Annotated in this window: 24 protein-coding genes and 4 pseudogenes; 18 read left to right on the top strand and 10 right to left on the bottom strand. The window is 72.0% G+C overall.

The window, feature by feature from the left end:
- Positions 1 to 51: 51 nt before the first annotated feature.
- The gene (locus tag ACIOEW_RS31455) at positions 52 to 2721 is read right to left on the bottom strand and encodes a beta-N-acetylglucosaminidase domain-containing protein (protein WP_401967911.1); all 2670 of its coding nucleotides are present in this window, start codon (positions 2719 to 2721) and stop codon (positions 52 to 54) included.
- Between the two features lie 211 nt (positions 2722 to 2932).
- On the opposite strand from ACIOEW_RS31455, the gene ACIOEW_RS31450 reads away from it, so the two are divergent.
- A complete protein-coding gene (locus ACIOEW_RS31450; protein WP_401967909.1) occupies positions 2933 to 3868 on the top strand; it encodes an SDR family oxidoreductase in 936 nt (311 codons plus the stop codon).
- A gap of 34 nt (positions 3869 to 3902) precedes the next feature.
- Here ACIOEW_RS31450 and ACIOEW_RS31445 read toward each other — a convergent pair whose 3' ends face one another.
- The gene (locus ACIOEW_RS31445; protein ID WP_401967907.1) at positions 3903 to 4736 is read right to left on the bottom strand and encodes an enoyl-CoA hydratase/isomerase family protein; all 834 of its coding nucleotides are present in this window, start codon (positions 4734 to 4736) and stop codon (positions 3903 to 3905) included.
- Between the two features lie 96 nt (positions 4737 to 4832).
- On the bottom strand, positions 4833 to 5564 hold the full coding sequence (locus ACIOEW_RS31440; RefSeq protein WP_401967905.1) for a PIG-L deacetylase family protein: 732 nt from the start codon (positions 5562 to 5564) through the stop codon (positions 4833 to 4835).
- 139 nt (positions 5565 to 5703) lie between these two features.
- On the opposite strand from ACIOEW_RS31440, the gene ACIOEW_RS31435 reads away from it, so the two are divergent.
- From ACIOEW_RS31435 to ACIOEW_RS31425, 3 genes are all read left to right on the top strand, one after another.
- The gene (locus tag ACIOEW_RS31435; RefSeq protein WP_401967903.1) at positions 5704 to 7080 is read left to right on the top strand and encodes a rhodanese-like domain-containing protein; all 1377 of its coding nucleotides are present in this window, start codon (positions 5704 to 5706) and stop codon (positions 7078 to 7080) included.
- Between the two features lie 65 nt (positions 7081 to 7145).
- Positions 7146 to 7514: a rhodanese-like domain-containing protein gene (locus ACIOEW_RS31430; RefSeq protein ID WP_362544761.1), complete on the top strand. Its 369-nt coding sequence runs from the start codon at positions 7146 to 7148 to the stop codon at positions 7512 to 7514.
- On the top strand, positions 7511 to 8269 hold the full coding sequence (locus tag ACIOEW_RS31425; protein WP_401967901.1) for a sulfite exporter TauE/SafE family protein: 759 nt from the start codon (positions 7511 to 7513) through the stop codon (positions 8267 to 8269). Before ACIOEW_RS31430 ends, ACIOEW_RS31425 begins: the two co-directional genes overlap by 4 nt.
- A 26-nt stretch (positions 8270 to 8295) precedes the next feature.
- Here the strand turns inward: ACIOEW_RS31425 and ACIOEW_RS31420 are convergent, their stop codons facing one another.
- Complete coding sequence (locus tag ACIOEW_RS31420; RefSeq protein WP_148015298.1) at positions 8296 to 8574, bottom strand: metal-sensitive transcriptional regulator; 279 nt, start codon at positions 8572 to 8574, stop codon at positions 8296 to 8298.
- Between the two features lie 100 nt (positions 8575 to 8674).
- Between ACIOEW_RS31420 and ACIOEW_RS31415 the strand changes: the two genes are divergently transcribed.
- On the top strand, positions 8675 to 9247 hold the full coding sequence (locus ACIOEW_RS31415; RefSeq protein WP_350998299.1) for a rhodanese-like domain-containing protein: 573 nt from the start codon (positions 8675 to 8677) through the stop codon (positions 9245 to 9247).
- Between the two features lie 206 nt (positions 9248 to 9453).
- Here the strand turns inward: ACIOEW_RS31415 and ACIOEW_RS31410 are convergent, their stop codons facing one another.
- A complete protein-coding gene (locus tag ACIOEW_RS31410; RefSeq protein ID WP_362544755.1) occupies positions 9454 to 10749 on the bottom strand; it encodes an alpha/beta fold hydrolase in 1296 nt (431 codons plus the stop codon).
- Positions 10750 to 10853: 104 nt separating this feature from the next.
- On the opposite strand from ACIOEW_RS31410, the pseudogene ACIOEW_RS31405 reads away from it, so the two are divergent.
- Together ACIOEW_RS31405 and ACIOEW_RS31400 are read left to right on the top strand one after the other, a co-directional pair.
- A pseudogene (locus ACIOEW_RS31405) lies at positions 10854 to 10985 on the top strand (ABC transporter ATP-binding protein); the annotation flags it as partial.
- 31 nt (positions 10986 to 11016) lie between these two features.
- Positions 11017 to 11160, top strand: a pseudogene (locus ACIOEW_RS31400) (ABC transporter ATP-binding protein); the annotation flags it as partial.
- A gap of 27 nt (positions 11161 to 11187) precedes the next feature.
- Here ACIOEW_RS31400 and ACIOEW_RS31395 read toward each other — a convergent pair.
- Positions 11188 to 12336 (bottom strand): serine hydrolase domain-containing protein, encoded by a 1149-nt coding sequence (locus tag ACIOEW_RS31395; protein WP_401967898.1) that lies wholly within the window; start codon positions 12334 to 12336, stop codon positions 11188 to 11190.
- 122 nt (positions 12337 to 12458) lie between these two features.
- Positions 12459 to 13091, bottom strand: a complete 633-nt coding sequence (locus ACIOEW_RS31390) for a LysE family transporter (protein ID WP_362544749.1) — start codon at positions 13089 to 13091, stop codon at positions 12459 to 12461.
- Between the two features lie 270 nt (positions 13092 to 13361).
- Here ACIOEW_RS31390 and ACIOEW_RS31385 point away from each other — a divergent pair, with 270 nt between their 5' ends.
- The 4 genes from ACIOEW_RS31385 (at position 13362) to ACIOEW_RS31370 (ending at position 16693) form a co-directional block, all read left to right on the top strand.
- Positions 13362 to 14513 carry a Gfo/Idh/MocA family protein gene (locus ACIOEW_RS31385; RefSeq protein WP_401968124.1) on the top strand — a complete coding sequence of 384 codons (1152 nt, stop codon included), beginning with the start codon at positions 13362 to 13364 and terminating at the stop codon, positions 14511 to 14513.
- On the top strand, positions 14510 to 15439 hold the full coding sequence (locus ACIOEW_RS31380; RefSeq protein ID WP_401967895.1) for a PmoA family protein: 930 nt from the start codon (positions 14510 to 14512) through the stop codon (positions 15437 to 15439). Before ACIOEW_RS31385 ends, ACIOEW_RS31380 begins: the two co-directional genes overlap by 4 nt.
- Before the next feature lie 4 nt (positions 15440 to 15443).
- Positions 15444 to 15815, top strand: coding sequence for a hypothetical protein (locus ACIOEW_RS31375; protein WP_401967892.1), 372 nt, complete (start codon positions 15444 to 15446; stop codon positions 15813 to 15815).
- 131 nt (positions 15816 to 15946) lie between these two features.
- Complete coding sequence (locus ACIOEW_RS31370) at positions 15947 to 16693, top strand: methyltransferase domain-containing protein (RefSeq protein WP_401967889.1); 747 nt, start codon at positions 15947 to 15949, stop codon at positions 16691 to 16693.
- Between the two features lie 57 nt (positions 16694 to 16750).
- Here the strand turns inward: ACIOEW_RS31370 and ACIOEW_RS31365 are convergent.
- Positions 16751 to 16843: pseudogene (locus tag ACIOEW_RS31365) on the bottom strand (ABC transporter substrate-binding protein); the annotation flags it as partial.
- A gap of 195 nt (positions 16844 to 17038) precedes the next feature.
- Here ACIOEW_RS31365 and ACIOEW_RS31360 point away from each other — a divergent pair.
- Positions 17039 to 18337 (top strand): RNA polymerase sigma factor, encoded by a 1299-nt coding sequence (locus ACIOEW_RS31360; RefSeq protein WP_401967886.1) that lies wholly within the window; start codon positions 17039 to 17041, stop codon positions 18335 to 18337.
- 28 nt (positions 18338 to 18365) lie between these two features.
- On the opposite strand, the pseudogene ACIOEW_RS31355 reads toward ACIOEW_RS31360, so the two are convergent.
- Positions 18366 to 18986: pseudogene (locus tag ACIOEW_RS31355) on the bottom strand (alpha/beta fold hydrolase).
- A gap of 57 nt (positions 18987 to 19043) precedes the next feature.
- Positions 19044 to 19643, bottom strand: a complete 600-nt coding sequence (locus ACIOEW_RS31350) for a PadR family transcriptional regulator (protein ID WP_401967884.1) — start codon at positions 19641 to 19643, stop codon at positions 19044 to 19046.
- A gap of 70 nt (positions 19644 to 19713) precedes the next feature.
- Here ACIOEW_RS31350 and ACIOEW_RS31345 point away from each other — a divergent pair, with 70 nt between their 5' ends.
- The 6 genes from ACIOEW_RS31345 to ACIOEW_RS31320 all read left to right on the top strand — a co-directional run bounded on the left by ACIOEW_RS31345 (position 19714) and on the right by ACIOEW_RS31320 (position 24933).
- Positions 19714 to 20106, top strand: a complete 393-nt coding sequence (locus ACIOEW_RS31345) for a nuclear transport factor 2 family protein (protein WP_401967883.1) — start codon at positions 19714 to 19716, stop codon at positions 20104 to 20106.
- A gap of 89 nt (positions 20107 to 20195) precedes the next feature.
- Positions 20196 to 20870, top strand: a complete 675-nt coding sequence (locus ACIOEW_RS31340) for a formylglycine-generating enzyme family protein (protein ID WP_401967882.1) — start codon at positions 20196 to 20198, stop codon at positions 20868 to 20870.
- A 12-nt stretch (positions 20871 to 20882) separates the two neighbouring features.
- The gene (locus ACIOEW_RS31335; RefSeq protein ID WP_401968122.1) at positions 20883 to 21185 is read left to right on the top strand and encodes a hypothetical protein; all 303 of its coding nucleotides are present in this window, start codon (positions 20883 to 20885) and stop codon (positions 21183 to 21185) included.
- A gap of 55 nt (positions 21186 to 21240) precedes the next feature.
- Complete coding sequence (locus ACIOEW_RS31330; protein WP_401967881.1) at positions 21241 to 22536, top strand: phosphoribosyltransferase family protein; 1296 nt, start codon at positions 21241 to 21243, stop codon at positions 22534 to 22536.
- Between the two features lie 268 nt (positions 22537 to 22804).
- On the top strand, positions 22805 to 23887 hold the full coding sequence (locus ACIOEW_RS31325; protein WP_401967879.1) for a tetratricopeptide repeat protein: 1083 nt from the start codon (positions 22805 to 22807) through the stop codon (positions 23885 to 23887).
- On the top strand, positions 23884 to 24933 hold the full coding sequence (locus ACIOEW_RS31320; protein ID WP_362544722.1) for a polyprenyl synthetase family protein: 1050 nt from the start codon (positions 23884 to 23886) through the stop codon (positions 24931 to 24933). Before ACIOEW_RS31325 ends, ACIOEW_RS31320 begins: the two co-directional genes overlap by 4 nt.
- Positions 24934 to 24997: the final 64 nt, after the last annotated feature.

Here is a 24997-nt window from a genome sequence, read left to right as displayed (position 1 = left end):
CCCCGCCCCTGAAGGGTGCGGCGGTGCCGGGCGCACGGCGGAACAGGGCCGCTACTTGCCGACCACGACCTCCGCGATGCTGGGCGCCGCGGAACCCACGTGCCAGGCGAGACGTACCGCGTCGGCGGTCCGGCCCGCCGCCTCGACCCTCGTGTACGGGCCGTCGAGCACGCCGATGGTCCGCCAGCTCCCGTCCGCGTTCCGCAGCTGGATGTCGGCCGCGGCCTCGGATCCGGCCGGCTGGAGAACCGTGACCGCACCGACCGCACGCGCGGCGACGAGGCCCACCTCCAGGGATTCGCCGGCCGCGGGTTCGCGCGCGGCCCGGTACACACTGGCCGGGTCTCCGTCGGCCGCCGAGCGCAGGGCGGATCCGGCGGCGGCCGGCGGGTTGCCCGTGATCTCGCCGTCCGTGGTCGCCACGCTGAACTCGCGGACGACGAGCCAGCTGTTCTGGCCGGCGGTCGCCCTGACCCGCACGTAGCGGGCCTCGGTGCCGGCGGGGACGGTCGCGGTGACGTCCGGCTTCTCGGAGAACTCGGTGAGCTGCGTCCAGTTCTGCCCGTCCGTCGAGTACTCCAGCACTCCGGTGTGGAGGTAGTCGTCGGTGCTGCCGGGCTTGGCCATCGCGAGGGTGACGTCGCCGATGTCCCTGGCCTCCCCGAGGTCGACGGTGAGCTGATCGCCCGCGGCGGGCGCCCCGTCGCTCCAGAAGTAGGTGGAGTCGTCGCCGTCGAGGATCCTGGCGAGGGTGTTGCTCTGGTACGTACCGAGGCTCGTCGACGCCGTCGGCCGGCCGCTCACGCCGAGGATCCGGTCGTACTCGGCGGTGGCCGCCTCGATGAAGCCGTCCAGCTTCCCGTCGCCCACGAGGACCGGCACCTTGCGCCCGTCGAGCCCGGTGTACGTGAACGACTTGGCGCGCTCGACCTGTGCGGGCAGCTGCTGCCGGAGCTCCCAGGCCCGGTCACCGTTTCCGGCCCGGGCCGCCTCGACCATCCGCAGGGCGGTGCCCGACGCGGTCGCCCAGGACTCGGTGGCGTCCAGCCAGGGGCCCGAGTCCTCGATGAAGCCGCGGTCCGGAAGGTCCGCGCGCAGCCGGGCCGGCGCGGCACCGAGGCCGGTGAGCACCGAGGTCAGCCGCTTCGCGTCACCGGACTTCCAGTAGCCCGCGAACTCCGCGGCCAGTTCCGGCGCCTTGTCGATGTTGAGTGCCGAGCTGTAGTTGACGTCGGCGAAAGCGCGCAGGGCCCGCTCGGTGCGCGGGTCGCCGCCCGCGTACTCCTTGAGCCCTCGGCCCCACGAGGTGCGCGGGTCGTACGCTCCGTCGTTCCAGGCGTAGTCCGCGACGGTGTACAGCGAGAGCTTCGAGGCGTACGGCTGGATCATCGGGTTGGCGGTGATCCCGGCCAGCCGGCCCGGCAGCCCCTTCTCGCGGCCGTTGAACGGGCCGAGCAGCAGCCGGTTGGTCGCGTAGTCGTTCACCGGGTAGTTGTCCCAGGTCAGGATCGGGTGTCCGAAAACCTTCCGGGCCGCGTCCGCCTGAGCGACCGTCATGGTCGGGGCGACCACGCCGACACCGGTCCACTCGACGAGCACGTCCGGGTCGAGCTGTTCGGAGAGGGCAGTCTTGTACGGGGACTCGGCCACGTTGTAGTACTCGGTGGGGACCATCTGGAGCGGCTCGGCACCGGGGTGGGTGGCGATGAACTCCTGTTTGACCTTGTTCAGCAGATACGCCTGAGCGGCGCCCGCCGCACCGCCCCCGGTCCCCCACTTCGCCTTGTCGGCGTCACAGTTCCAGTCGGTGTAGCTGATGTCGTCGAGCGGGACCGCGAAGGTGCGCACGCCGATGTCCCAGATCGTCTGGAACTTGTCGACGAGCGCCTGCGCGTCCTCGTCGGAGCTGTAGCAGACAGACAGGCCGGGAGAGAGAGCGTAGGTGAACTCCACATGGCGTTGGACCGCCCGGTCGGTGAGGTCCTTGATCTGCGCCAACTGGTCGGCCGGGTAAGGGTCGCGCCACTTCTCGCGGAGGTAGGCGTCGTCCTTGGGCGAGTACACGTAGATGTTCATCTTGTGCTCGCCGTAGTAGTCCAGCTGGTCGAGGCGGGCCTCGTGGGACCACGGGGTGCCGTAGAAGCCCTCGATGACGCCGCGCAGTGCGGTGCCGGGCCAGTCGCGCACCGCCAGTCCGGCGACCTTGGCTCCCGGGTGTGCCCGCTGCGGCAGGATCTGGCGCAGGGTCTGCGCGGCGTAGTACGTGCCGGTGGTGTCCTTGCCTGCGAGGACGATACGGCCCGCCCCGATCCCGAGGACGTATCCGTCGGCGGGCAGGCCCGACGGCCCTTCGAGCTTCTGGGCGGCCAGTGCGCCGACGTCACCGACGTGGACGTTGAGCCCGTTCGCGGCCGGCCGCGTGGCACGGACGACCCGCTGCGCACCGGCCTTGCGCAGGGCTGCCGTCACGACGTCGAGTGCCGGCTCGTCAGTCGTCTTCCCTGTGACCAGAGTGACGGTTGGAGTGATCGTGATCCGGTCGGACCGGTTCTTGACGGACTGCGGAGTGGGGGTGATGGCCGGAGTGTCCTGGGCCTTGGCCGGGGTGCCGCCCGGTCTGTTGTCGGCCGCCTGGGCGGCGGGCCCGGTGGTCAGCAGACCCCCGACGAGCAGGGCCGCCGCAGCGGCTATCGCGGTGAGGCGGGGTGGGCGAGGCGTCACAGGTCCTCCATCGGTCACTCAAGTCACCAGAGTCACGCAACACAACATCACCGAATTCAACATCGTGTCGCTTGCATGTCAATGGTCTGGACAACATCAGCGCCTGTACCTGGACTTTCATCTCGCAGACCTGGATTTTCGTCGCGCAGAAGACCGGCCTTTCGCCTCGTGGGCCTGGCCTTGTGCCGGCGGAAGCGGTACTCATGCGTCCATGACGGAGAGCATGCACACTCCCGGAATCGCCGCGCCTCCCCCGCTGGGCGCGAGCGCCCTGCCGGCAGGCACGTACGACGGCAGCGTGGTGCTGGTGACCGGCGGCGGCTCGGGGCTCGGCAAGGCCGTCGCCGCCGAGTTCGCCCGGCTGGGAGCCGGTCTGGTACTCGTCGGCCGGAAGGCCGAGAGGCTGGCCGCCGCCCGGGAGGAGCTGGCGCCGCTGACCGGCGGCCGGGTTCTGGCCGTCCCGGGCGACATCCGGGACCCGGACAGGATCACGGAGGTGTTCGACACTGCCGAGGCGGAGCTGGGGCCGCCCGATGTGCTCGTCAACAACGCGGCGGCCAACTTCCCGTCACCCGCCGAGGACCTGTCGCCGAACGCCTGGCGGACCGTCCTCGACATCACCCTGACCGGGACCTGGTTCATGACCCGGGAGTTCGCACGGCGCCACCTCGCCGCCGGGACCGCCGGCTCGATCGTGTGCGTCGGCGCCTCGTACGCCTGGACGGGCGGCCCCGGATACGCGCACTCGGCGGCCGCCAAGGCCGGGGTGAAGAACCTGGTCGAGACCCTTGCCGTGGAGTGGGGACCGTACGGAATCCGCGTCAACGGGCTGGTGCCCGGTCTGATGCCGCACGAGGACATGACCGGCGACATCCGCGGCCACCTCGACCGGGACGGGGCCGCAACGGGGAGCGGGGACAGGCAACTCGACGCCCGGCAGCCCGCGCTGCGGGTGGGGCTGCCGCGCGAACTCGGCTGGGCGGCGACCTTCCTGGCCTCCCCGTACGCCGCGTTCATCTCCGGCCATTCGCTCGTGGTCGACGGGGCGAACTGGCAACGGCGCTCCCTGGTCGCGCCGCCCGTGGTACCGGTACGCGAACAGCTGGGCCGCGGGCCCTTCACCCTGCCCGACGTCGACGGGCCGTGAACCGGGCTGCGGAGGGACGCCCTGGGTCGGCGGATCAGATCCCGTCGAAGTGCGGCGGGCGGCGGGCCGCCTTCGCGGCGTAGCCCTCGGCGGCGTCCTGCGAGGTGAGGGTGAGGGCCGCGGCCAGGGCCGTACGGTCCAGCGCCTCGCCCATTCCGGCATCGGCATAGGCATCGACGGACCGCTTGATGTGCCGCACGGCCAGGGGCGCGTTCGCCGCCACGGCCTCGGCGACCGATCGCGCGGCGCCCTCCAGTTCGCCGAGGGGAGTGACGGCCTGGAGCAACCCGATCCGCTCGGCCGTCGCCGCGCCGATCCGGCGCCCGGTGAGCGCGAGGTACTTCGCCCAGCCCGCCCCCGCTTCGCGCGCGATCCGCATGTCGCCGCCGGCGTCGACCGCCACTCCGATCCCCGCCTCCGGCAGCGCGAACACGGCGTTGTCGGCGGCGATCCTGATGTCCGCCATGAGAGCGAGTTCGAAGCCGAAGCCCAGGCAGTAGCCCTGCACTGCGGCGATCACCGGCTGTGGAAGCCCGGCGAACGCGGCGAACCGCTCGTGCACCCAGCGGATGCCCTCGTAGTAGCGCTGGGTACGCTCGGCGGGCGAACGGCCCGTGATGTCACCACCGGGCGCGGTGACATCGATCCCGGCGCAGAAGGCCCGGCCCTCGCCCCGCAGCAGGACCGCCCGGACCGAGTTGTCGAACCGGAGCCGGTCGGCCATGACGCCGAGCTGTCTGCTGGACTCCCAGCTCCAGCCGTTGAGCTGCTCCGGCCTGCAGAGCGTCAGCAGGCCGACGCCGTTCTCGATCCGAAGCGACATCCGCTCCTGGCCGTGCGGGATGTCGTGGTCCAGGATGTCGAGCACGGAAGCCCCTCCCCATTGACTGACACACCGTCAGATCTGGGTGCGCGGCCCAGCGTACGACGGCGCGCCCGCATGGAGCCAGGGCGCGGTCCGGGCTCAGCGCGCGAAGAGTTCGAAGGTGACCGCCGGGCGGCCCCCGAAACGCTCGGCGGCCGCCTGGGCGTAACCGGTGAGGAAGGTACGGCAGTACGCCTCGGGGTCCTCGTCCGTGAGGACTTCGATGTACGTGCGGTGCGCGAGGAGCGACTGCACGGACCGTTCGAGGCCGGCCGTCGCGTCGACGGCGTGTGTGGGCGTCGAGGATCCGGCCACAGCCACCCAGCGCACGCCGCCCCACGGCTCAAGGCCCTGCTCGGCCAGCTCCGGGAAGATCCAGCGGTTACCGGCGTCGGCGGCCGCGTCCAGCGTGGCCCGGCCGACCGCACGGTGGTCCGGGGTGTTCCACGCGACACTGCCCCAGGTGTCGCGGTGATTGAGGGTGATCACCAGCTCCGGCCGGAACCGGCGAATGGCCGCCGCGATGTCGCGGCGCAGGCCGATGCCGTACTCGATCACTCCGTCACGGTGATCGAGGAACTCGACGCCGGAGACCCCGACGATCGCGGCACTCGCACGCTGCTCCTGCTCGCGCAGCGGCGCGCACCTCTCCGGTTCCAGCGTATCGATCCCCGCCTCGCCCCGGCTGGCCAGGAGGTAGGTGACGTCACGGCCGTCGTCGGTCCACCCGGCGACGGCCGCCGCGCAGCCGTACTCCAGATCGTCGGGGTGGGCGACGACAGCGAGGGCGCGCTGCCAGTCCGTGGGCATGGATTCCAGCTGCTCCGTCATGTCGGCAGGCTAACCGCCCCGGCCCGGTGAGGCGCCGCGCCGCGCACGCCTCACCGGGCTCAAAAATACCCCCCGGGGTATGAGTGCTAGTCTCGTAAGAAATACCCCCGGGGGTACATCGCTTGGAAAGGAGCGTGTCGTGTTCTTCGTCGACACCATCGAGACACCGGGCCTCGGCAACCGCAGCTATCTGGCGGGAGGTCCGCGGTCCGCCGTGGTGGTGGACCCGCCGCGCGACATCGACCGCGTCATCGCGGCAGCCGCTGTGCGCGGGGTACGGATCGTCGCGGTGGCCGAAACGCACCTGCACAACGACTACGTGACCGGCGGACTGGAACTGGCTCGCATCACCGGCGCCTCGTATCTGGTACCCGCCGCCGCAGCGGTGTCCTTCGCCCGGACCCCCGTGGCCGACGGCGACACCGCGCCGGTCGACGCCGGTCTCACGCTGCGCGCACTGGCCACCCCGGGACACACCCCGCACCACATGGCGTACGTCCTGGAGGAGAACGGCCGCGCCGTCGCCGCGTTCACCGGCGGCTCGCTGCTGATCGGCGGCGTGGGCCGGCCCGATCTGGTGGAGCCCCGGCTGACCGGCACGCTGGCGCGGGCCCAGTACGCCTCCGTGCACCGGCTCGCCGGCGAGCTGGACCACACGGTCGAGGTGCTGCCGACGCACGGTTTCGGCAGCTTCTGTTCCTCCTCCCGCGCCGAGGGGACCTCGTCGACCATCGGCGCCGAGCGGGAACGCAACGCCGCGCTGGTGAAGGACGTGGACTCCTTCGTCGCCGACCTCCTCGCCGGCCTGGACGACGTGCCCGCGTACTACGCGCACATGGGACCCGCGAACGCGGCGGGCCCGTCCCCTGTGGACCTGACACCACCGGCTCGGGCCGGTGCGCGGGACATCGCCCGGCGGCTCGCGGCCGGCGAGTGGGTCGTCGATCTGCGCAGCCGGGTGACCTTCGCCCAGGGACATGTGGCCGGATCGTTCAACTTCGAGGGCGAGGGGCAGCTCGCCACCTATCTGGCCTGGCTGATCCCCTGGGGCAGGCCGGTCACGCTGCTCGCGGGCTCGGCCGACGAGCTGGCCCATGCACAGCGCGAGCTGGCCCGGGTCGGCGTCGGCCGGCCCGCGGCGGCGGCGACCGGCGGGCCGGAGTCCTGGGTGAGCGCGCCGGAGGAGCTCCGGTCGTTCCGCCGCGCGGACTTCGCCGGTCTGGCGGCGGCGCGCAAGCGCGGCGAGGAACCGGTGGTCCTCGACGTGCGGCGCACCGCCGAGCGCGAGAACGGCGCGCTCTCCGGTTCGGTGCACATTCCGGTGCACGAGTTGCCCGGACGCCTGGCGGAGGTGCCGCCGGGAGTTGTGTGGGTGCATTGCGCGGGCGGCATGCGGGCGGCGATCGCCGCTTCGCTGCTGGACGCGGCAGGCCGGGAGGTGGTGGCGGTGGACGACGGGTTCGACGCCGCGGCCGCGGCCGGCCTGACCTTGACCGCGCCCCGGTCCGCCGCCTGACGGCCCCGTACGCAGGCGCCGGCCGCCGGCCGGTACGCGTCTCCCGCACCTCTCGGAGTGTTTCCATGTCTTCCCTGAAGTCCCTCTTCCGTCGCGGCCCCGGCCGGGTCAGCGCCACCGAGGCCCGGCGACGGACCGCCGACGGCGCTGCCGTGCTGCTGGACGTGCGCGAACCGTCCGAGTGGCACGCCGGGCACGCGCCCGGTGCCGTCCATCTGCCGCTGTCCGCGCTCGTCGACGGGGCTCCGCTGCCCGCACCTGCGGACGAGCCGGTGGTGGTGATCTGCCGCTCCGGCAACCGGTCCCGCCGGGCCGCACGCATCCTCGCGGACCGCGGGGTGCCCGTCGTCGATGTCACCGGTGGCATGACCGCCTGGGCCGCCGCGGGCTTCCCGGTACGGGACCGGCGCGGAGACGCGGGCACCATCGCATGACCCCGCTCATACTGGCGCTGATCGCCGGCGCGGTGGTCGGGCTCGCGCTCGGCGGACTGGGCGGCGGCGGCAGCGTGATCGCCGTGCCCGCACTGATCTATCTGCTCGGCTTCGGCCCGGCCGCGGCCACCACTGCCGGCCTGCTCATCGTCATCGCGACGTCACTCACCGGCCTGCTCGCCCACGCCCGGGACGGCCTGGTGCGCTGGCGGACCGGGGGGCTCTTCGCAGCGGCGGGTGTCATACCGGCGGCGCTCACCGGAGCGCTGTCGGTGCGGCTCCCCTCCGGGGCCCTGACCGCGGCCTTCGCGGTCCTCGCCGTGGTCGCCGGGGTGCGGATGCTCCGCACCGACAAAACCCCGCAGGCGGACGGGGGACAGCCGGACGCCGTGCCGGTCAGGAGGGCCGCCGGGGCAGGGGCCGGGCTCGGCGCGGTGACGGGTCTGCTCGGGGTGGGTGGTGGCTTCCTCGCCGTTCCCGCGCTGGTCACCGTCCTGGCCGTGCCTATGTCGGCGGCCGTCGGGACCAGTCTGCTGGTCATCACGGTGAACTCCACGGCCGCGCTGGCCGCCCGGCTCGCCACGCCCACGACGCTGGACTGGGCGCTCATCGCCCCGTTCACGGCGACGGCGGTACTCGGGGCCTGGGACGGTAAACGGCTGGCTGCCAAGGTCTCCACGGACTCGCTGCAACGGATCTTCGGCGCGGTACTGCTGGCCGTCGCCGCGTTCATGCTCGTCGACTCCGTCGCGTGAATCAGAGCGGCGCGCGCCATTCGTTCTCAGGCCAGCGAGAGAAAGAGCTTCTCCAGCCGGGCACGCATCTGGTCCCGGTCCGCGGGTTCGCTGCCGCCGTCGGCCATGCAGTGCTGAAGCCCCGTCGCGATGATCGCGAAGCCGGCCCGGTCGAGTGCCCGCGAAACGGCCGCCATCTGCGTGATGACGTCCTCGCAGTCTCGCCCTTCCTCGATCATCCTGATGATTCCGGTGAGCTGGCCCTGTGCGCGGCGCAGGCGATTGAGCACCGATTTGAGTTCATCGGCCGCCATGTCGAGTTCCACACATCCTCCTCTTGATACCCCAAGGGGTATTCTAGCCCGTCCGGGGCAGGAGAGACCCAGTCTCTGCCTCACACCCGGTGAACGAAAGGAAACACTGCTCGTGACCAGCCCCGTATCCCTCTCCCCCGCCCAGGCCGCCGCCCGCCTCGCGGAGTTCACCGTGATCGACGTACGCGCCCCCGGCGAGTACGCCTCGGGGCACGTCCCCGGCGCCCTGAACATCCCCCTCGACCGTCTCTCCGAGGCGGTGGCCGCCCTCAAGTCCGCCTCCGCCCGCGGCGCCCTGCTCGTGGTGTGCGCCTCCGGCGTCCGCTCCACGCGGGCCTGCGACATCCTCTCGGCGGCCGACATCGACGCCGCGACTCTCTCCGGCGGCACCTCCGCCTGGGAGGGCGAGGGCCATGGTCTCGACCGTCCGGAGGGCGGCCGTACCACCTGGCCGATGGAGCGCCAGGTGCGGCTCGCCGCCGGTTCGCTCGTGGTGACCGGTCTGCTGGCGGGTGTGCGCCATCCGGCCGCGCGCTGGCTGTCCGCCGGCGTCGGTGCCGGTCTCGTCTTCTCGGCCGTGACGAACACGTGCGGCATGGCGGCGGTGCTGTCGAAGCTCCCGCACAATCGTGCCCCGCGCTCGGCCGCGAACCTGGACGCGACGCTGGACGCGCTCCAGGGCTGAGCCCACAAGCAGGCGGGAGCCGGTCGCACCCCGAGGTGCGACCGGCTCCCGCCTGTTCCGGCCCGGGTGACTTCCGCCCGTTCCGGCCCGGGTAACTCCCGCCTGTTCCGGCCCAGGTGACTCCCGCCCGTTCCGGCCCGGGTAACTCCCGCCTGTTCCCGCGGGGGACTCCCGCCCGTTCCGGCCGGCTGTCGCCCTACCGGGACTCAGGCCTCGTCGCGGACCAGGGCGAGCAGCCGGTCCAGCACGCGGGGCCCGCCCGCGCGCAGTCCGTCGTGCTCGAACTCGTCGGTCACCCAGGTGCGCAGCCCGCGGATCGCGGCGGCGGTGCTCAGCGCGTGCGCGGTGTCCACGTACATGTCGTCGTGGTAGACGGCGGCGGCCACCGGCACCTCGTTGGCCGCGAGGCGCTCGATGTCGTACAGCGGTTCCCAGTCACCGCGGGTGGCGAGCAGTTCGGCGGTCTCGCGCAGGGGGCGCAGCGCGGGGTCGACGTCGAAGTGCCAGGGGTGAATGCTCTCGCCCGTGAACAGGACCGGGCCGTCGCCCTTGAGGGCGGTCGCCGCGTCGAACTGCGGGAACTCCGCACGGACCCGCTCGGCCGCCCAGCCGGTGGGACGCTCGTCCTGGCCGTAGATGGCCTCGTGCAGGAGGGCGTACAGCGGGTGTCCCGCGAAGGAGTTGGCCGTGCGCATGGCCTCCTGGAAGGTGTCGGAGAGCTCGGTGCCGTGCGGGGTGGAGACGAAGGCGTTCTCCAGCAGGTAGTGCAGTTGGTGGCTGCCGGTGCCCCCGCCGAGCATGATGCCGAGGGACTGGAATCCCTCGGGAGTGAGCCGGTGCCCGGCGCTCTCCGGGCGGTGCTCCGCAAGGTGAGCGGTGATCGCGCGGGCGCGCTCGACGTCCTGCGGGTAGCGGAGGTAGTGGGCGGCGACCTTGCGCTCGATCCGCGGGTACGCGGCCCGGTAGACGTCGTCCGCGTGGGCGTCGAGGGAAGGCAGACCGCCGGTGATCAGAACGGCGCTGAGGCCTTCCGGTGCGGCCGACAGATAGCGGACCGCGCAGAAGCCGCCGAAGGACTGGCCCAGAACGGTCCAGGGCGCACCCCCGGTCAGCTGCGGGCGGATCAGTTCGCAGTCGCGCACGATGCTGTCGGAACGGAAGTGCGCGAGGTAGTCGGCCTGCTCGCGCGGACCGCCTCGGAGCGGCAGGGTCTGCCGGTTGGCGGGGGTGGACAGTCCGGTGCCGCGCTGGTCCAGAAGCAGCACCCGGAACTCCTTCACCGCCCGTCCCAGCCACGCCTCCGCACCGGTGAAGCGCCGGGCGCCGAAGCCCGGGCCGCCCTCCAGGTACACCAGCCAAGGCAGCTCCTCACCGGCCCTGGAGCCGGCCACCACCTCACGGCCGAAGACCTCGATCTGCTCACCACCCGGGTCGGTGTGATCGAGAGGTACCGTGAAGTGACGGTCGGTGAGGACGAGTCCGGGCAGGCGATAGCTGTTCAAGGGGGCTCCTGGATCGATGGTTCACGGACAGTTCAGCACATAGCCGCGCCCCGGCCGGTCCCGGCCCGTGCGCGACGGACCCGTCCGGCTCGTCACATGCAGTCATGATCCGGTTCGAGCAGGTCGGCAAGGTCTACCCGGACGGGACGATCGCCGTCGCCGAACTGTCCTTCGAGGTCACCGAGGGGGAACTGGTCACGCCGGTCGGCCCCTCGGGCTGCGGCAAGATCCGCACCGCCTCCTCGATGTCATGGACGACCATCAGGAGGGTGGGTGGCGGTACTGAACGGGGCGCGCTTCCTCGGTGCGCTGACTCCGGCCGGACTCCATGAGGCCCTGCGGCGTTCGGTGGACGCGGACACGCAGGGCGTGGGACGCGACGAGGTGCGGTTCGACTCGGTGGCGGATGCCTGCCGGGGGCTCCCGGGCGTACGGGACTCACTCGCCTGCGACGTGACGCCAGAAGTCCCGCATGGTCATGGGATGTTGAGGGCCGGCCATCTCCACCTGGCTGAGCATGATCGCGATTGTGCCGGTGGCCGGGACGATGTGCGCCGTGGTGCCCGTGCCGCCGACCCAGCCGTAGCGGCCCGGTACGTTCCAGGGGTCGGTCCTCTCGACGTCCACCGAGCCGCCGAACCCCCAGCCCTGTCCCTCGGTGAACAGTCCACTCGCCTTGCGCTGTGCGGGTGTCAGATGGTCGGTCGTCATCTGCCGCACCAATTCGGATGTCAGCAGAGGGCGGTCGCCCACGGTGCCGTCGGCGAGCAGCATCCGGCCGAAGGCGTGCCAGTCCCCGACGGTCGACACCAGGCCGCCGGCGGCGGACGGGAAGTCCGGCATGCTGCTCCACTGTCCGTCGGGGGCGTCGACGAGTTCGAGAACCCCCGCCTCACCGGCCCGGTAGTAGCTGGTGAACCGGTCCAGCTTCTGCGCGGGTACCTCGAACCCGGTGTCGGCCATACCGAGCGGTTCGAACAGCCGCTCGGCCAGGAACTCCGGCAACGACTGCCCCGAGACCCGGGCGATCAGGACGCCCAGGATGTCCGAGCAGGTGTTGTACAGCCACGCCTCCCCCGGCTGGTGCAGCAGTGGGATCCGCGACAGCGCAGCCATCCAGGCGTCGGGGGCGGCGACGGCCTGCGGCTGCGGCGGGGCCTGCTTCAGCTCGAGGAACAGGGGCGCGACAGCGGGCAGCGAGAAGTCGGACGGGAATCCGTATCCGGCCCGGAAGGTCAACAGGTCCAGCACGGTGATGGGCCGGGTGGCCGGGACCACGTCGTCGACCGGGCTCTCGGGGGTGCGCACGGCCACGGGTGAGGCCAGTTCGGGGAGCCATGGCGCGACCGGGGCGTCCAGCCCGATCCGGCCGTCCTCGATCAGCATCATGGCCGCCGCCGCGGTGATCGGTTTGGTGAGGGAGGCGATCCGGAAGATGGAGTCAGGGGCCATCGGCGCGCCACCGCCGGTGTCGGCCCTGCCGACCGCCTGCACGTCCGCCCGGCCTCCACGGGCGACCAGGCCCACGGCTCCCGGCACCGATCCGTCGCGTACGTGCGTCTCGAGTACTTCGCGCAGGGTGCTCATCGCTCCGCCTTCTCGCATGGGGGTCACCATGCTGACTCCCGGACCGGTGCGAACTCATCGCACCGCGCCGGGCGGTCCGCCGCCCCCGTCCCGGCGATGCGGACGGCGGACCGTCGTCCGGTTCAGGTCGACGGGAGGAGGAGGCGGACGGCGAGCACCGTGATGAGGGTGCTGGAGGCGAGCGCGGTGACGAGTCTCCCCCGGCTGCCGGTCAGTGCCCGGCCCAGCAGAGCCCCGCCGCCCGCGACGAGCAACTGCCAGCTGGCGGACGCGGCGAAGGCGGCGAGGACGAAGACGGCCCGGTGCGCGGGGGCCGCGGCAGCGACCGCCTCGCTGCCCAGGACCAGGGCCGCGAAGTAGACGACGGTCATCGGGTTCATCAGGGTGATCGCCAGCAGTGTGACGTAGGCCCGTGCGGGGGTGAGCGGGGCGTGGTCGGCTCGGCCGGCCGCGGAGCCGCCGCGGTACGCGCCGAGCGCGCTGACGCCACCGCGGACGGCGAGAGCGACAAGGACAGCGGCAGAGGCCCACCGGAAGGGAAGCATGACGGGTTCGATGAGTGGGGTGAGCGTCGAGCCCCCGACGACGGCGATCAGTGCGTAGAGCCCGTCCGCGGTCGCCACACCGAGCGCGGCCAAGGCTCCGGTCCTCAGCGAGGTACGTGTGGTGAGGGTGGCGAGGTAGGTCGCGACGGCTCCGACCGGCATGGCGATGCCGTACCCGGCGAGCAGTCCGGCGACCAGGACGGCGGTCATCCGCGTCGGCGTGGCGACTTCCTCGGGTGGCCCGGCTGCTGTCGGCCGCTCGACACCGGTCGGTCGGTGGGAATCGGCAGCAGGTGGGCGAAGTCCGTGGTCATGGGCAGATGCTGCAACCTACGCAGGCAGCTGGACAACTCCTTTTTTCGTCGGCGCCGGCGAACAGCGGTCCAGGAGATGTCTCTCTTGACCCACACCCTGCACAAAGCCTAGGTTTCCGCTCGGAGAAAGCGCTTGCTATCCGGTGGGCGCCTCCGCACCGTGGAGGTGTTTGTCACGCCCAGCCAGGCTTCCCCCAGCAGGCCGATCCGGGTCGCGATCGTCGGCACCGGCGCGATCGCGCGCGTCAGCCATCTGCCGGCCCTGCGTGCGCTGGCCGTCGAACAGCCCCTGGAGATCGTCGCGGCGGTCGACGTCGACGCCGCGTCCGCGGAGGCGTTCTGCGCCGAAGCGGGCGCCGGCCGCCCGTACACGGACCTCGACCGGATGCTCGCCGAGGAGCGTCCCGATCTTGTCACCCTGGGCACCCCGCCCCGCTTCCACCGCGATCAGACCATCGCCGCGCTGCGGTCCGGGGCCTGGGTGTGGTGCGAGAAGCCTCCGTGCCCGTCACTGGAGGACTTCGACGCCATCGAGGCGGCGGAGGGCCCGGACAGGGGCGGCCCGTACGCCGCGATCGTGTTCCAGCACCGATTCGGTTCCGGCTCGGACCATGTCCGGGCGCTGCTGGCCGAACAGGCGATGGGGCGGCCCCTGGTCGCCCACTGCCAGACCACCTGGTACCGGGACGAGGCCTACTACTCCGTGCCCTGGCGCGGGCGTTGGAACACGGAGGGCGGAGGCCCCGCCATGGGCCACGGCATCCATCAGATGGATCTGCTGCTCGATCTGCTGGGCCCGTGGTCGGAGATCCGCGCGATGGCCGGACGGCTGGTGCACGACGTGGAGACGGAGGACGTCTCCACCGCGCTCGTCCGCTTCGAGAACGGCACCATGGCCACGATCGTCAACAGCGTCCTCAGCCCGGACGAGGTCAGCCGGATCCGGATCGACTGCGAGCGGGCCACGGTCGAGCTCACGCATCTGTACGGCCATCGCAACGCGGACTGGCGGATCACCCCCGCTCCCGGGGTAACCACTGAACAGGTGGCCGGCTGGCGGGACTTCGGCCCCGATGTGCCGAGCTCCCACGAGGCGCAGCTGCGCGGTCTGCTCCGCGATCTGCGGGCCGGCCGCCGTCCGCGCAGCAGCGGCGCCGACGGCCGTACCAGCCTGGAACTGGTCGCCGCGCTGTACAAGGCGGCCTTCACCGGGAACACCGTCCGGGCCGGCGAGATCGGCCCCGGCGATCCGTACTACAGCGCCCTGCACGGCAATGCCCCCGGCTGGGCGCCCGAGCCGGCGGAGGCGGGCACGTGACCGGCCGACTGAACCTGGTGCACCGGCACGGCGACCACATCTCCGTCTCGGTGGCGGACAGCGGGGTCGAACTGCTGCGGTACGTGTACCGGCCCGAGGCGCCCTGGGAGGCGCCGAAGCCGTACATCCATCCGCTGCGCACCCTTCTCGACCGGGTGGTGACGGGCTACCGTCCCAACGACCACCGCTGGCACAAGGGGCTGCAGCTGACCGCCTCCCATCTGTCGGGGCAGAACCTGTGGGGCGGCAACACCTACGTGCCGGGCGAGGGCTATCAGCCGTTGCCCGAGCGGGTGGGTTCCATGGCGCACCGCGGGTTCGACGAGGTGTCGGTGCGGGAGGACGGGGCCACCGTCAGCGAGCGGCTCAGCTGGCATCCGTACAGCGGCGAGCTCTGGGCCGACGAGGTGCGCACGGTCGAGGTGCACGACGTCGATCCGGTGTCCGGCAGCTGGGTGCTGACGTGGTCGTCCGCCGTCACCAACCGCCGGGACGAACCGCTGCGGTTCGGCAGTCCCACCACACACGGGCGCGACGGCGCGGGCTACACGGGGCTGTTCTGGCGCGGCCCTCGCGCCTTCCGTGACGGCCGGATCCTCACCCCGGACGGCGAGGGGCCCGAGGTGATGGGGCGGCAGGCACCCTGGCTGGCGTACAGCGGCGAGCACGACGGGGCGGACGGGCATGCGACGCTCGTCTTCGCCCACGCTCCGGAGAACGACCACACGGGGGCAGGCGGTGAGCATCCCGCACACTGGTTCGTCCGCAACGACCCCTTCGCCGCGGTCGCCCCGTCCTTCGCCTTCCATGAGGAGCTCGTGCTGGAGCCCGGGGCCACGCTGACCCGGCGCTACCGGGTGGTGGTCGCGGACGGGGCATGGGACCGCGAGCGGATCGAGGCCCGGCTCGCACAGCTGACCTGGTGATCCCGTGCGGCCTGCGAGCGCCCGGACCGACCGGGCTGCGGTGGTCAAGCCGGTCGGTCTTCGTGCCCGGCAGGAGCTCCTGGACAAGGACCACCCCGTGACCGACCTGGGCGATCAACTCAGTTGCCGGCGCCGGATATCCGCCCAGTCGCAGCACTTCGGTGACGGCGAGTGGGCCTGCTTCCATATCCGCCGCCAGGCTGTGTGGTCGCCACTTGAGGACGGAGCGGTGATGGTCGGGCCGGCGCCCATAGGCGGCACCGACCTGTCCGCCCGGGCACGGTCCGTCCAGGGCCAGGCGGACACCGGTCCGGGCGTGAAGGGCGTCGACCGTCCGGGCGGCGTCGGGCCGCTCAGCACGTGCCCAGCTCTGTGACGGAGAAGTCACCGGGTCGATTGTCGCCGGACCTGCCACGCAAACGACAATCCACGCATGCACGTCGCGCGCCTTCGATGCGCCATCAACCGCTCCTCCCACCACGGGGCATGACGGAAAGGAATGTGGTCATGGACCTTCCCCGCATCTTCACCATCCGCGAAAGCAGCCACCGGATCCACAACCCGCTGACCGCGGCCAAGTTCGCCGCCCTGGGCGAAGCGCTCCGCCTCACCCCAGGGACACGGGTACTCGACCTGGCCAGCGGCTCGGGCGAGATGCTGTGCACCTGGGCGCGTGACCACGGGATCACGGGCACCGGGGTGGACATCAGCACGGTCTTCACCGAGCACGCCCGAGCCCGCGCCGTCGAACTCGGCGTCGCCGGCCGGGTCGAGTTCGTCCACGGTGACGCCTCCGGCCATGTCGCGGACCAGCCGGTCGATCTGGCCGCCTGTGTCGGCGCCACGTGGATCGGGAACGGCGTCGCCGGAACGACCGAGCTGCTCGGTCGCAGCCTCCGCCCCGGAGGCGTGATGCTGGTCGGAGAGCCGTACTGGCTGCGGACCCCTCCGGACGAGGAGACCGCCACGGCATGCCACGCCACGGGCATCGCAGATTTCCTGCGACTCCCGGACCTGATCGAGCAGTTCCAGGACCTTGGGTACGACGTCGTGGAGATGATGCTGGCCGACCAGGACAGCTGGGACCGGTACGTCGCGGCCCAGTGGCTCAGCATGCGCCGCTGGCTCGACCGGAACCCTGACGACGAACTGGCCCCCGAGGTACGGGAGGAGCTCACCACCGAGCCCGCCCGCTACGCGCGCTCCACGCGTGAGTATCTCGGCTGGGGAGTCTTCGCCCTCATGAAGCGCTGATGCTCCCGTCCCGTGCGGGGCTCGAACGTCACACAGTCCGAGCCCCGCACGGGACTGCGCCTCACGTGTGCACGAAGTCCCGCCGTCCTTGGGGTCGATGCCGGTGATGTCGATGCCGTACGTCTTCTTCAGCACGGGGGAACAGTAGGGAGGAGGTGCCGGCCCTGAGCTGGGCGGGGCGCGCATCCTGTTCCCCTGTTCGAGGGGCACGCAAGGTGGCGCTCCCGTGGGCGGGGTGGATCGTTGCGGAGGTTTCCTCCGCCTCCGGTGCGGAGATCGGCTCGCCCGTCCCGCCCGCGGGGTGGGTGCGTCACACTGGCGCACACCGACGACCAAGGAGTGCCGATGTCCACGCCCGCCGGTCACGGGCCATCCGCCGGGCACCCGGCTGCTGACCCGCCCGCCATCGAGGAGCGGCTGCGCACGCTGGCCCCGCAGGTCCTCGGGGTGCTCGTGCGGCGCATGGGCGACTTCGCCGCCTGTGAGGACGCGGTCCAGGAGGCACTGATCGCCGCAGCCCTGCACTGGCCCGCCGAGGGGGTGCCCGAGCAACCGCGCGGCTGGCTGTTGCAGACCGCGACGCGGCGGTATCTCGATCTGATACGCAGCGAGCAGGCCCGCCGGCGACGCGAGGAGAAGGTCGCCCGGGAACCCGCCGCCGGCGCCACGCCCTCGTCCGACGACTCGCTCATGCTGCTCTTCATGTGCTGCCATCCGGTGCTCACCCCTCCGTCGGCCGTCGCGCTGACCCTGCGTGCGGTCGGTGGACTGAGCACGGCCGAGATCGCGCGTGCCTACCTCGTGCCGGAGGCGACCATGGCGCAGCGCATCAGCCGGGCCAAACAGCGGGTGAAGGCAGCGGACAGCGGGTTCGACCTGCCCGGTCCCGGTACGAAGGAGTGGGCGCCGAGGCTGCGCGCCGCGCTCCATGTGCTGTACCTGATGTTCAACGAGGGGTACGCCGCAACCCGGGGCAGCGCACTGCGCCGGGCCGACCTGTCCGACGAGGCCGTCCGGCTGGCCAGGGAGGTGCACCGAGCCCTTCCCGAGGAGGCCGAGGTGAGCGGGCTGCTGGCCCTGATGCTGTTGACCGAGGCCCGCCGCGCCGCCCGTACCGACGCGGACGGCGAGCTGGTGCCGCTCGGCGAACAGAACCGCACGCTCTGGGACCGTGACCTGATCGGGGAGGGGGTCAGGCTGCTTGCGGGCACCCTTCATGGCGGGGCAGCGGGCGGTGGCCCGGGGGAATACCGGGTGCAGGCTGCCATCGCCGCGCTCCATGACGACGCGGCCCGGGCCGACGACACGGACTGGCCGCAGATCTCGGCCCTGTACGGACTGCTCGACCAGCTGACGGGCAATCCCGTGGTCTCACTCAACCGCGCGGTCGCCGTGGGGATGGCGGAGGGGCCGGCCGCCGGCCTCGCTCTCCTGGACGCTCTCGTCGGGCCAGGCCCCGGCACCGGTCCACTGGCGGGACACCACCGCGTATTCGCCGTACGCGCTCATCTGCTGGAGCTGGCCGACGACATCCCCGCCGCCCTCGTCCAGTACCGCGCCGCGGCGGCCGGCACCACCAGCCTCCCCGAGCAGCGCTATCTCACCGCGCGGGCCGCCCGTCTGCACCGGAGAGGGAAGGGCTGATGCCGGGCGGGCCGACGGCCGGTCAGAGTCAGGGTGCTGCCACCCCATTCAGAATGCCGACCAGCTCGTCCGGCCTGGAGAACATCGGCCAGTGTCCCGTGTCCATCGTCACCAGCTCCCACCTCTCACCGGTCAGCAACGCGGCCACGTCATCGGCCGGTTCGGCGCCGTCGAGAAGGCACTTGATGTACGTCGCCGAGCGAGCCGCTCAGCACCGCGGTATCGCTCAGGAAGGCGCCGGGGTCGGCGTAGAGCTGCTCACGATGCGAGCGGTCTGTGCGTCGGTGAGGCCCTGGCCCTCGAAGTCGGCCGCCGTCGGCGGGGCCCAGAAGCCGCCGTTCCCCGCGATCTCGGCCTCCAGCGCGGCCGCGCCCTGCCACCAGGCGGAGACGAACGACTCACCGTCGGCCGGGACGCAGGCGTCCACGAAGACGACGCGGGCCAGGAGGTCGCCGATCCGCCCGGCCGCCTGGCCGACGGGAATGCCCGCATAGCTGTGTCCGACCAGAACGACGTCGCGCAGACCGAGGCGTTCCACCGCGTCGACGATGTCGGCCACATGGGCCTGCCTGCCGACCGGTCCGTCCTGCTTGTCGCCGACGCCGGACGAGGTCAGCGCGTGCGCTCCGTGCCCTGCGGGAAATAGTATTCGAGGGGTATGACAACGGCCTCGATCCGGCCGTCATTTACCAACGCCCCTCGTGGCTCAGCCCTGTCGCCCGCCGGAGGAAGCCTCGTGGCGAGCGGCGTGCGAATCGGCACGGCACTCCAGGATTTCCAGGACCCGCTCCCCCCAGCGCACGTTCTCCTCCTCGAAGGTCCGTCCGCGCATCAGCGTCAGGTACGGGCCGATGCGCTCCGTCTCACGGACGAAAGTGTCCTCGTCGCGGCCGTCCAGCATCCGGTTCCGCAGCCGCTCGTAGCGGGCGAGCTTGGCGCGCGCCCACTCCATGCGCTCCTCGACCGAAGCGCGCACGGCGTCCCGGTCGCCGTCGTCCACGGCCTGGGTCATGACCAGGAGTTCGTCGCGGATGGCCGTGGGACGGGGCGCTTCCGCGGTGAATCCGGCGAGCGCGCCGCGACCGGTCTCCGTGAGGGTGAACACCCGCTTGTTCGGCCTGCGCTGCTGTTCGACCACTCGGGCCTCGATCAGGCCGCTCTCCGCCAGACGGTCCAGCTCGCGGTAGAGCTGCTGCGGGGTGGCGGACCAGAAGTTCGCCACCGAGACGTCGAAGACCTTGGCCAGGTCGTAGCCGGAGGCCTCGCCTTCGAGCAGCGCCGCCAGGACCGCGTACTTGAGAGACATCTGGACAGGTTAACACCGATGCGATTATTCTCATTCACACCTATTCAACAAATTGACTATGGAGAGTGGAATGCATCCCTTCCGTAAAGCCGTCGAGGCGCACGACCTCGGCGCGGTCGAGGCGATGCTGGCCGAGGACGTCGTCTTCACCAGCCCGGTGGCATTCAAGCCCTACCCCGGGAGGCCCCTCACCGCTGCGATCCTGCGGGCGGTCACCGAGGTCTTCACGGAGTTCCGGTACGTGCGGGAGATGGCGAGCGACGACGGCCGCGATCACGCACTCGTGTTCGTGGCGAAGGTCGGCGACCGGGAGATCAACGGGTGCGACTTCCTGCACATGAACGAGGCGGGCGAGATCGACGACCTGATGGTCATGGTCCGGCCCCTTTCGGCCGCGCAGGCACTGGCCGCGGCCATGGGTGCCCGGTTCGAGCAGATCAGCCGTGAGGCCTCGGCAGGCTGACCACGCTCCACAACCCCTCGGGCAGAGAGGCTGGTTGACCCGGTTCGCGTACTTTCCGCTGCAAACGTCGTTGATAGGGTCACCGTCCTATGGACACCAGCACCGAGATCCAATTGGTCGACGTTCCACCGGGTCGGGTGACTCTGTCCGACCGTCGCACGCAGCACAGCTGGACGGTCGATCTCGCGCCGTACCGGCTCGGGACGTTCCCCGTCACCCAGGCCCAGTACACGCAGGTCACCGGCGAGCGGCCGAGTACCGCGCAGGGCGAACTGCTGCCCGTCGAGGGGGTTTCCTGGCTGGACGCCGTCCGTTTCTGCAACACCCTGTCCCAGCGCGAGGGACTGGCGCCCGCCTACCGCCTCCACACCGATGCCGCGCAGGTCGAGTGGGACACGGCCTCCGGCGGGTACCGGCTTCCGGCCGAGGCCGAGTGGGAGCACGCGTGCCGGGCCGGCACGACGGCGGCACGCTACGGGCGGCTCGACGACATCGCCTGGCACCGCGGCAACTCGCAGGAGCGGCCGCACGAGGTGGGTAGCAGGCAGCCCAACCCCTGGGGTCTGTACGACACGTTGGGCAATGTGTGGGAGTGGTGCTGGGACGTCTACGACGCCGAGGTGTACGGCACCTACCGGGTACTGCGCGGTGGTGGCTGGTTCGACGAGCGCTGGAGCTGCCGGGCCTCGGTGCGGCGCCGCAGCCACCCGACGTTCCGGATCGACGACACGGGCTTCCGTGTCGCACGCTCGGGTCCGAGCTGAGCCGCCTCCCATCTGTGTGGGTCGGCCGGCGGGTGCTCGATCCGTACCTGGAGCGCGCGGCCGCCCCGGGCCGACGCGGTGCATGGTGCGGTAGCCGTCGAGCGCGGGCCGCTCGTTTTCTGCCCGGAGCAGACCGGTCCGGACGGCGGCGTCCTGGACGACTTCGTCCGGGACACCGAGGTGCCGCCGATACGCCTGGGCCAATCGCGAGAAGGGCAGATTGCACGTGTGGATCCCCGCCGCGCGTCGACCCGGCTCGGTTCACGGCGGCGGGGCGGCTCCCGGCGGTTGCGTGCCGGCGGGGCACGGTGTTGATTCGAAGTAGGTGTCCGGGCGGCCGCCCGCTTCTCCGATCCGGGGGTGAGCCCCTGTGCTGTTCGCCGACCGCGCCGACGCGGGACAACGGCTGGCCGAGGCCCTTCGCCCGCTGGCGGCAAGTGATCCTGTCGTGCTGGGGCTGCCGCGTGGCGGCGTACCGGTGGCCTTCCGGGTCGCCGGGGAACTGGGCTCCTCGCTCGATGTGATCGTGGTGCGCAAGCTCGGCGTCCCGTACCACCCGGAGCTGGGCTTCGGCGCCATCGGTGAGGGCGGGGTACGGGTCATCAGCGAGGACATCGTGCGGCGCGGCCACGTGTCGGAGGCGGACATCGCCGCGGTCGAACGCACGGAGAAGGCCGAACTGCTGCGGCGGGCACGGACGTTCCGGGGCGACCGGCCCCGTATCCCGCTGGCGGGGCGCACGGTGATCGTCGTCGACGACGGGGTCGCGACCGGTGCGACCGCGCTGGCCGCGTGCGCGGTGGCTCGAGCCCAGGGAGCGGCACGTGTGGTGCTGGCCGTTCCCGTGGCGTCGCCGGACGCCGCCGAACGGTTGCGCGGCCAGGTCGACGAGCTGGTGTGCCTGTCGACACCGTACGGATTCTCCGCCGTGGGTGAGTGGTACCGGGACTTCGGTCAGACCCCGGACGAGGAAGTCGTCTCGCTGCTGGCTGCCCGGGCAGCGGCCGCGGAGGCCCCGCGGACGCCCGTCGAGGTGGCGGTGGAGGCGGGTGGCGTGATCCTGCCCGGCGAGCTCACCGAGGCCGGGGACGCCGGGGCGGTCGTCGTGTTCGCGCACGGCTCCGGCAGCAGCCGGCACAGCCCTCGTAACCGTTCAGTGGCGGCCGCCCTCAACCAGGCAGGCCTCGGCACTCTCCTCTTCGACCTCCTCACCCCCGCCGAGGAGGCCGACCGCACCAACGTCTTCGACATCACCACTCTGGCCGGACGGCTGGTCGACGTCACCGACTGGGTGCGGCGCCGTACCCCCGTCCCCGTCGGCCTGTTCGGGGCCAGCACCGGCGCCGCGGCGGCGCTGCGGGCCGCCGCGGCCATCGGCACGCAGCCCGGCGAGGGGATCGGCGCCGTCGTCTCCCGTGGCGGCCGTCCCGACCTCGCGGGCGACGGCCTCGGCGACGTACGGGCCCCGACCCTGCTCATCGTGGGCGGCGACGACACCCGCGTGCTGGAGCTGAACCGGCAGGCACAGGCCCAACTGCGCTGCGAGAACCGGCTCGACGTCGTCGCCGGTGCCACGCACCTCTTCGAGGAGCCGGGCGCGCTGGACGAGGTCGCCGAACTGGCCCGGGAATGGTTCACCGGCCACCTGGTCGCCCGATCCGGCTGACGCGGAACCGAACGGCCGCCCTTCGGCACTCAACGGCGAGGGCGCAGGCGGTCGGAATCACTTCCGCAGGGTTTCCCCGACCACGAAGCAACCCTCCGCGCGCATCTGCCGTCTTGATCCACAACAAGGCGGCATGCCGCACACAGGACCGACTTCCTCCCACCCCCCACGAGCGCAGGGGTCCGAGCACCGCGCACCTATACGCATGATGTATACACAGGGTGCATAGAAGTGTCCGGGCCGTCCCGTTCGCGCGCGAAAGGCTCCCATGCACAGCAAGGCACTGGCGCCCGAGTACCAGGGCGCCCTCACCAAGATGTCCGTGAACGCATCCCTCACGGACGTGCTGGCCGAGGGCGAACGCCACTTGAAGGAGGCCGAACTCGCCGGCTCCCCGCAGGAAGTGGCCCGCACCGGGCTCGCAGTGGCCGAAGCACACCGCAGGCTGGGCCACGTACAGGAGGCCGACCGGGCCTGGAAGGCCAGCTACCGGGCCGCCCGGTCGGCCGGTGACACGGGAGCCATGGCCTGGGCGCTGTGGAGCGGCGGGACACTCGCCCGGCAGCGCGGCGGACTACGTCTCGCCTTCCGCCTGTTGAGGCTGGCCGCAGACCTGGGGAAGGCGGGCGGGGATGTGGTCGCACGCGGCTACTCACTGGCCGGCCTCGCCGAGACCGGACGCATCCAGGGCGACTACCGGACCGTCGCCGCCCTGCACGAGCAGCTCCTCGCCGAGGCACGAGCCCGCGGCGAGGCGCGCCACACCGTCTGGGCCCTGGAGGGCATCGCCCAGATCCACCGCAACACCGGGTCCTTCGACACCGCCCTGGAGATGTTCGAGGAGGCGGCCCAACTCGCCGGGGACGCGGACGACCGCCGTGGGCGGGCCTGGGCGCTGCGCGGGATGGCCGACATCATCTCCGTACGGGACAACGACCCGGAGCGCGCACTCGGCCTCCTCGCCGAGGCCGAACTGACCTGCCGCGCGATGAAGTTGTCCAGCGCCCTCGCCTACAACCACAAGATGCGCGCCAACGTGCTCTACCGTGCCCGGCGGTACGAGGAGGCCCGGGTGGTCTACGAGGAGGCGCTGGCGGAGTTCCGCGAGATGACGGAGCCCCGGGGCGAGGCGCTGGCCCGGCTCGGGCTGGTCAAGTCGCTGGCCCGGCTCGGCCGCGACCGTGCCGAGACCGCGGCGGAGCTGGACGTACTGCGTGGCACGCTCGACCGGATCGGGCTGCTCAACGCCCGCGCCATGGTCGACAAGGCGTACGCGGAGCTGGGCGTGACACCGGCCGAGGGTGCGGCACCGGCCGAGGGTGCGGCGGCCGCGGCGGGCGGCCGCCGGTGACACCGCCCCTGGCCCAGCAGACCGACGCGCCCCGGATACTGGCCCGATGCCGCGACCTCGTCCGTCCGGCGCTCGGCCGGGCGGTCCGGCAGCTCCATCCGTGGCATGCCGAGATCACCGCGTTCTCCCTCGGCTGGGACGGGCCCGACGGCCGTGCCGCCCCCGGTGCGCAGGGCAAGGGGGTCCGGCAGGCCCTGGCCGTCCTGGGTGCGGAGGCCGTCGGCGCGAAGGCGGAGAGCGCGGTGCTCGGCGCGGTCGCCGTCGAACTGATCCATACGTTCTCCCTGCTCCACGACGACATCATGGACGGCGACGAGACCCGCAGGCAGCGGGCCACCGCCTGGAAGGCCTACGGGACCGGGCCCGCGGTCCTCGCCGGGGACGCACTCTTCGCACTGGCCGTACAGACACTGGCCGGGGCTCCCGGCGGCGCGTGCGTCCCGGCGGTCCGGCTGCTGGCGGGGACGCTCAACGACCTGGTGCGGGGACAGGCCGACGACCTGCTCTTCGAGTCGCGGCCCTGGAGCGGGCCCGATGCGGTGGAACCGCACGAGTACCGGCGGATGAGCGAGCAGAAGACAGGCGCGCTGCTGGGCTGCGCGGCCGGCCTGGGCGCCGTCCTCGGCGGCGCCGGACGCTCGGAGACCGATGCACTCACGACGGCGGGGCGCCATCTCGGTGTGGCGTTCCAGGCCGTGGACGACGTGCTCGGCATCTGGGGCGATCCGGCGGTCACCGGCAAGCCGGTGCACAGCGATCTGCGCCGCCGGAAGAAGACGTACCCCGTCCTCGCCGCCCTCGCCTCCGGTGGCACGGCCGCTCTGCGTCTGGGCGCGCTGCTGCGCACCGGCGAGGCGTTGGACGACCGCACTGTCCAACGGGCGGCCGAGCTGATCGAGGAGGCCGGCGGCCGCGCGGCGGCCCTCGCCGAGGCGGACCGGCATCTGGAGAGCGCCCGCGCCTGCCTGGAGAGCGCGGCCCTGTCCCCGGATCCCCTGGCGGACCTGCTTTCCCTGCTGCCGTACTTCGTCGAACGCACCGTGTGAAACGCTCCGCGCGGCCGGCCAGGGCTCCGCCGGCCGGCCGCCACGTGTTCCACGCACGCACACG

Origin of the sequence: Streptomyces sp. NPDC087901, from assembly GCF_044742205.1 — a bacterium.
Taxonomy (GTDB): domain Bacteria; phylum Actinomycetota; class Actinomycetes; order Streptomycetales; family Streptomycetaceae; genus Streptomyces.
The sequence above is the reverse complement of the archived record's forward strand: the minus strand, read 5'-3'. Positions and strand labels throughout refer to the sequence as shown.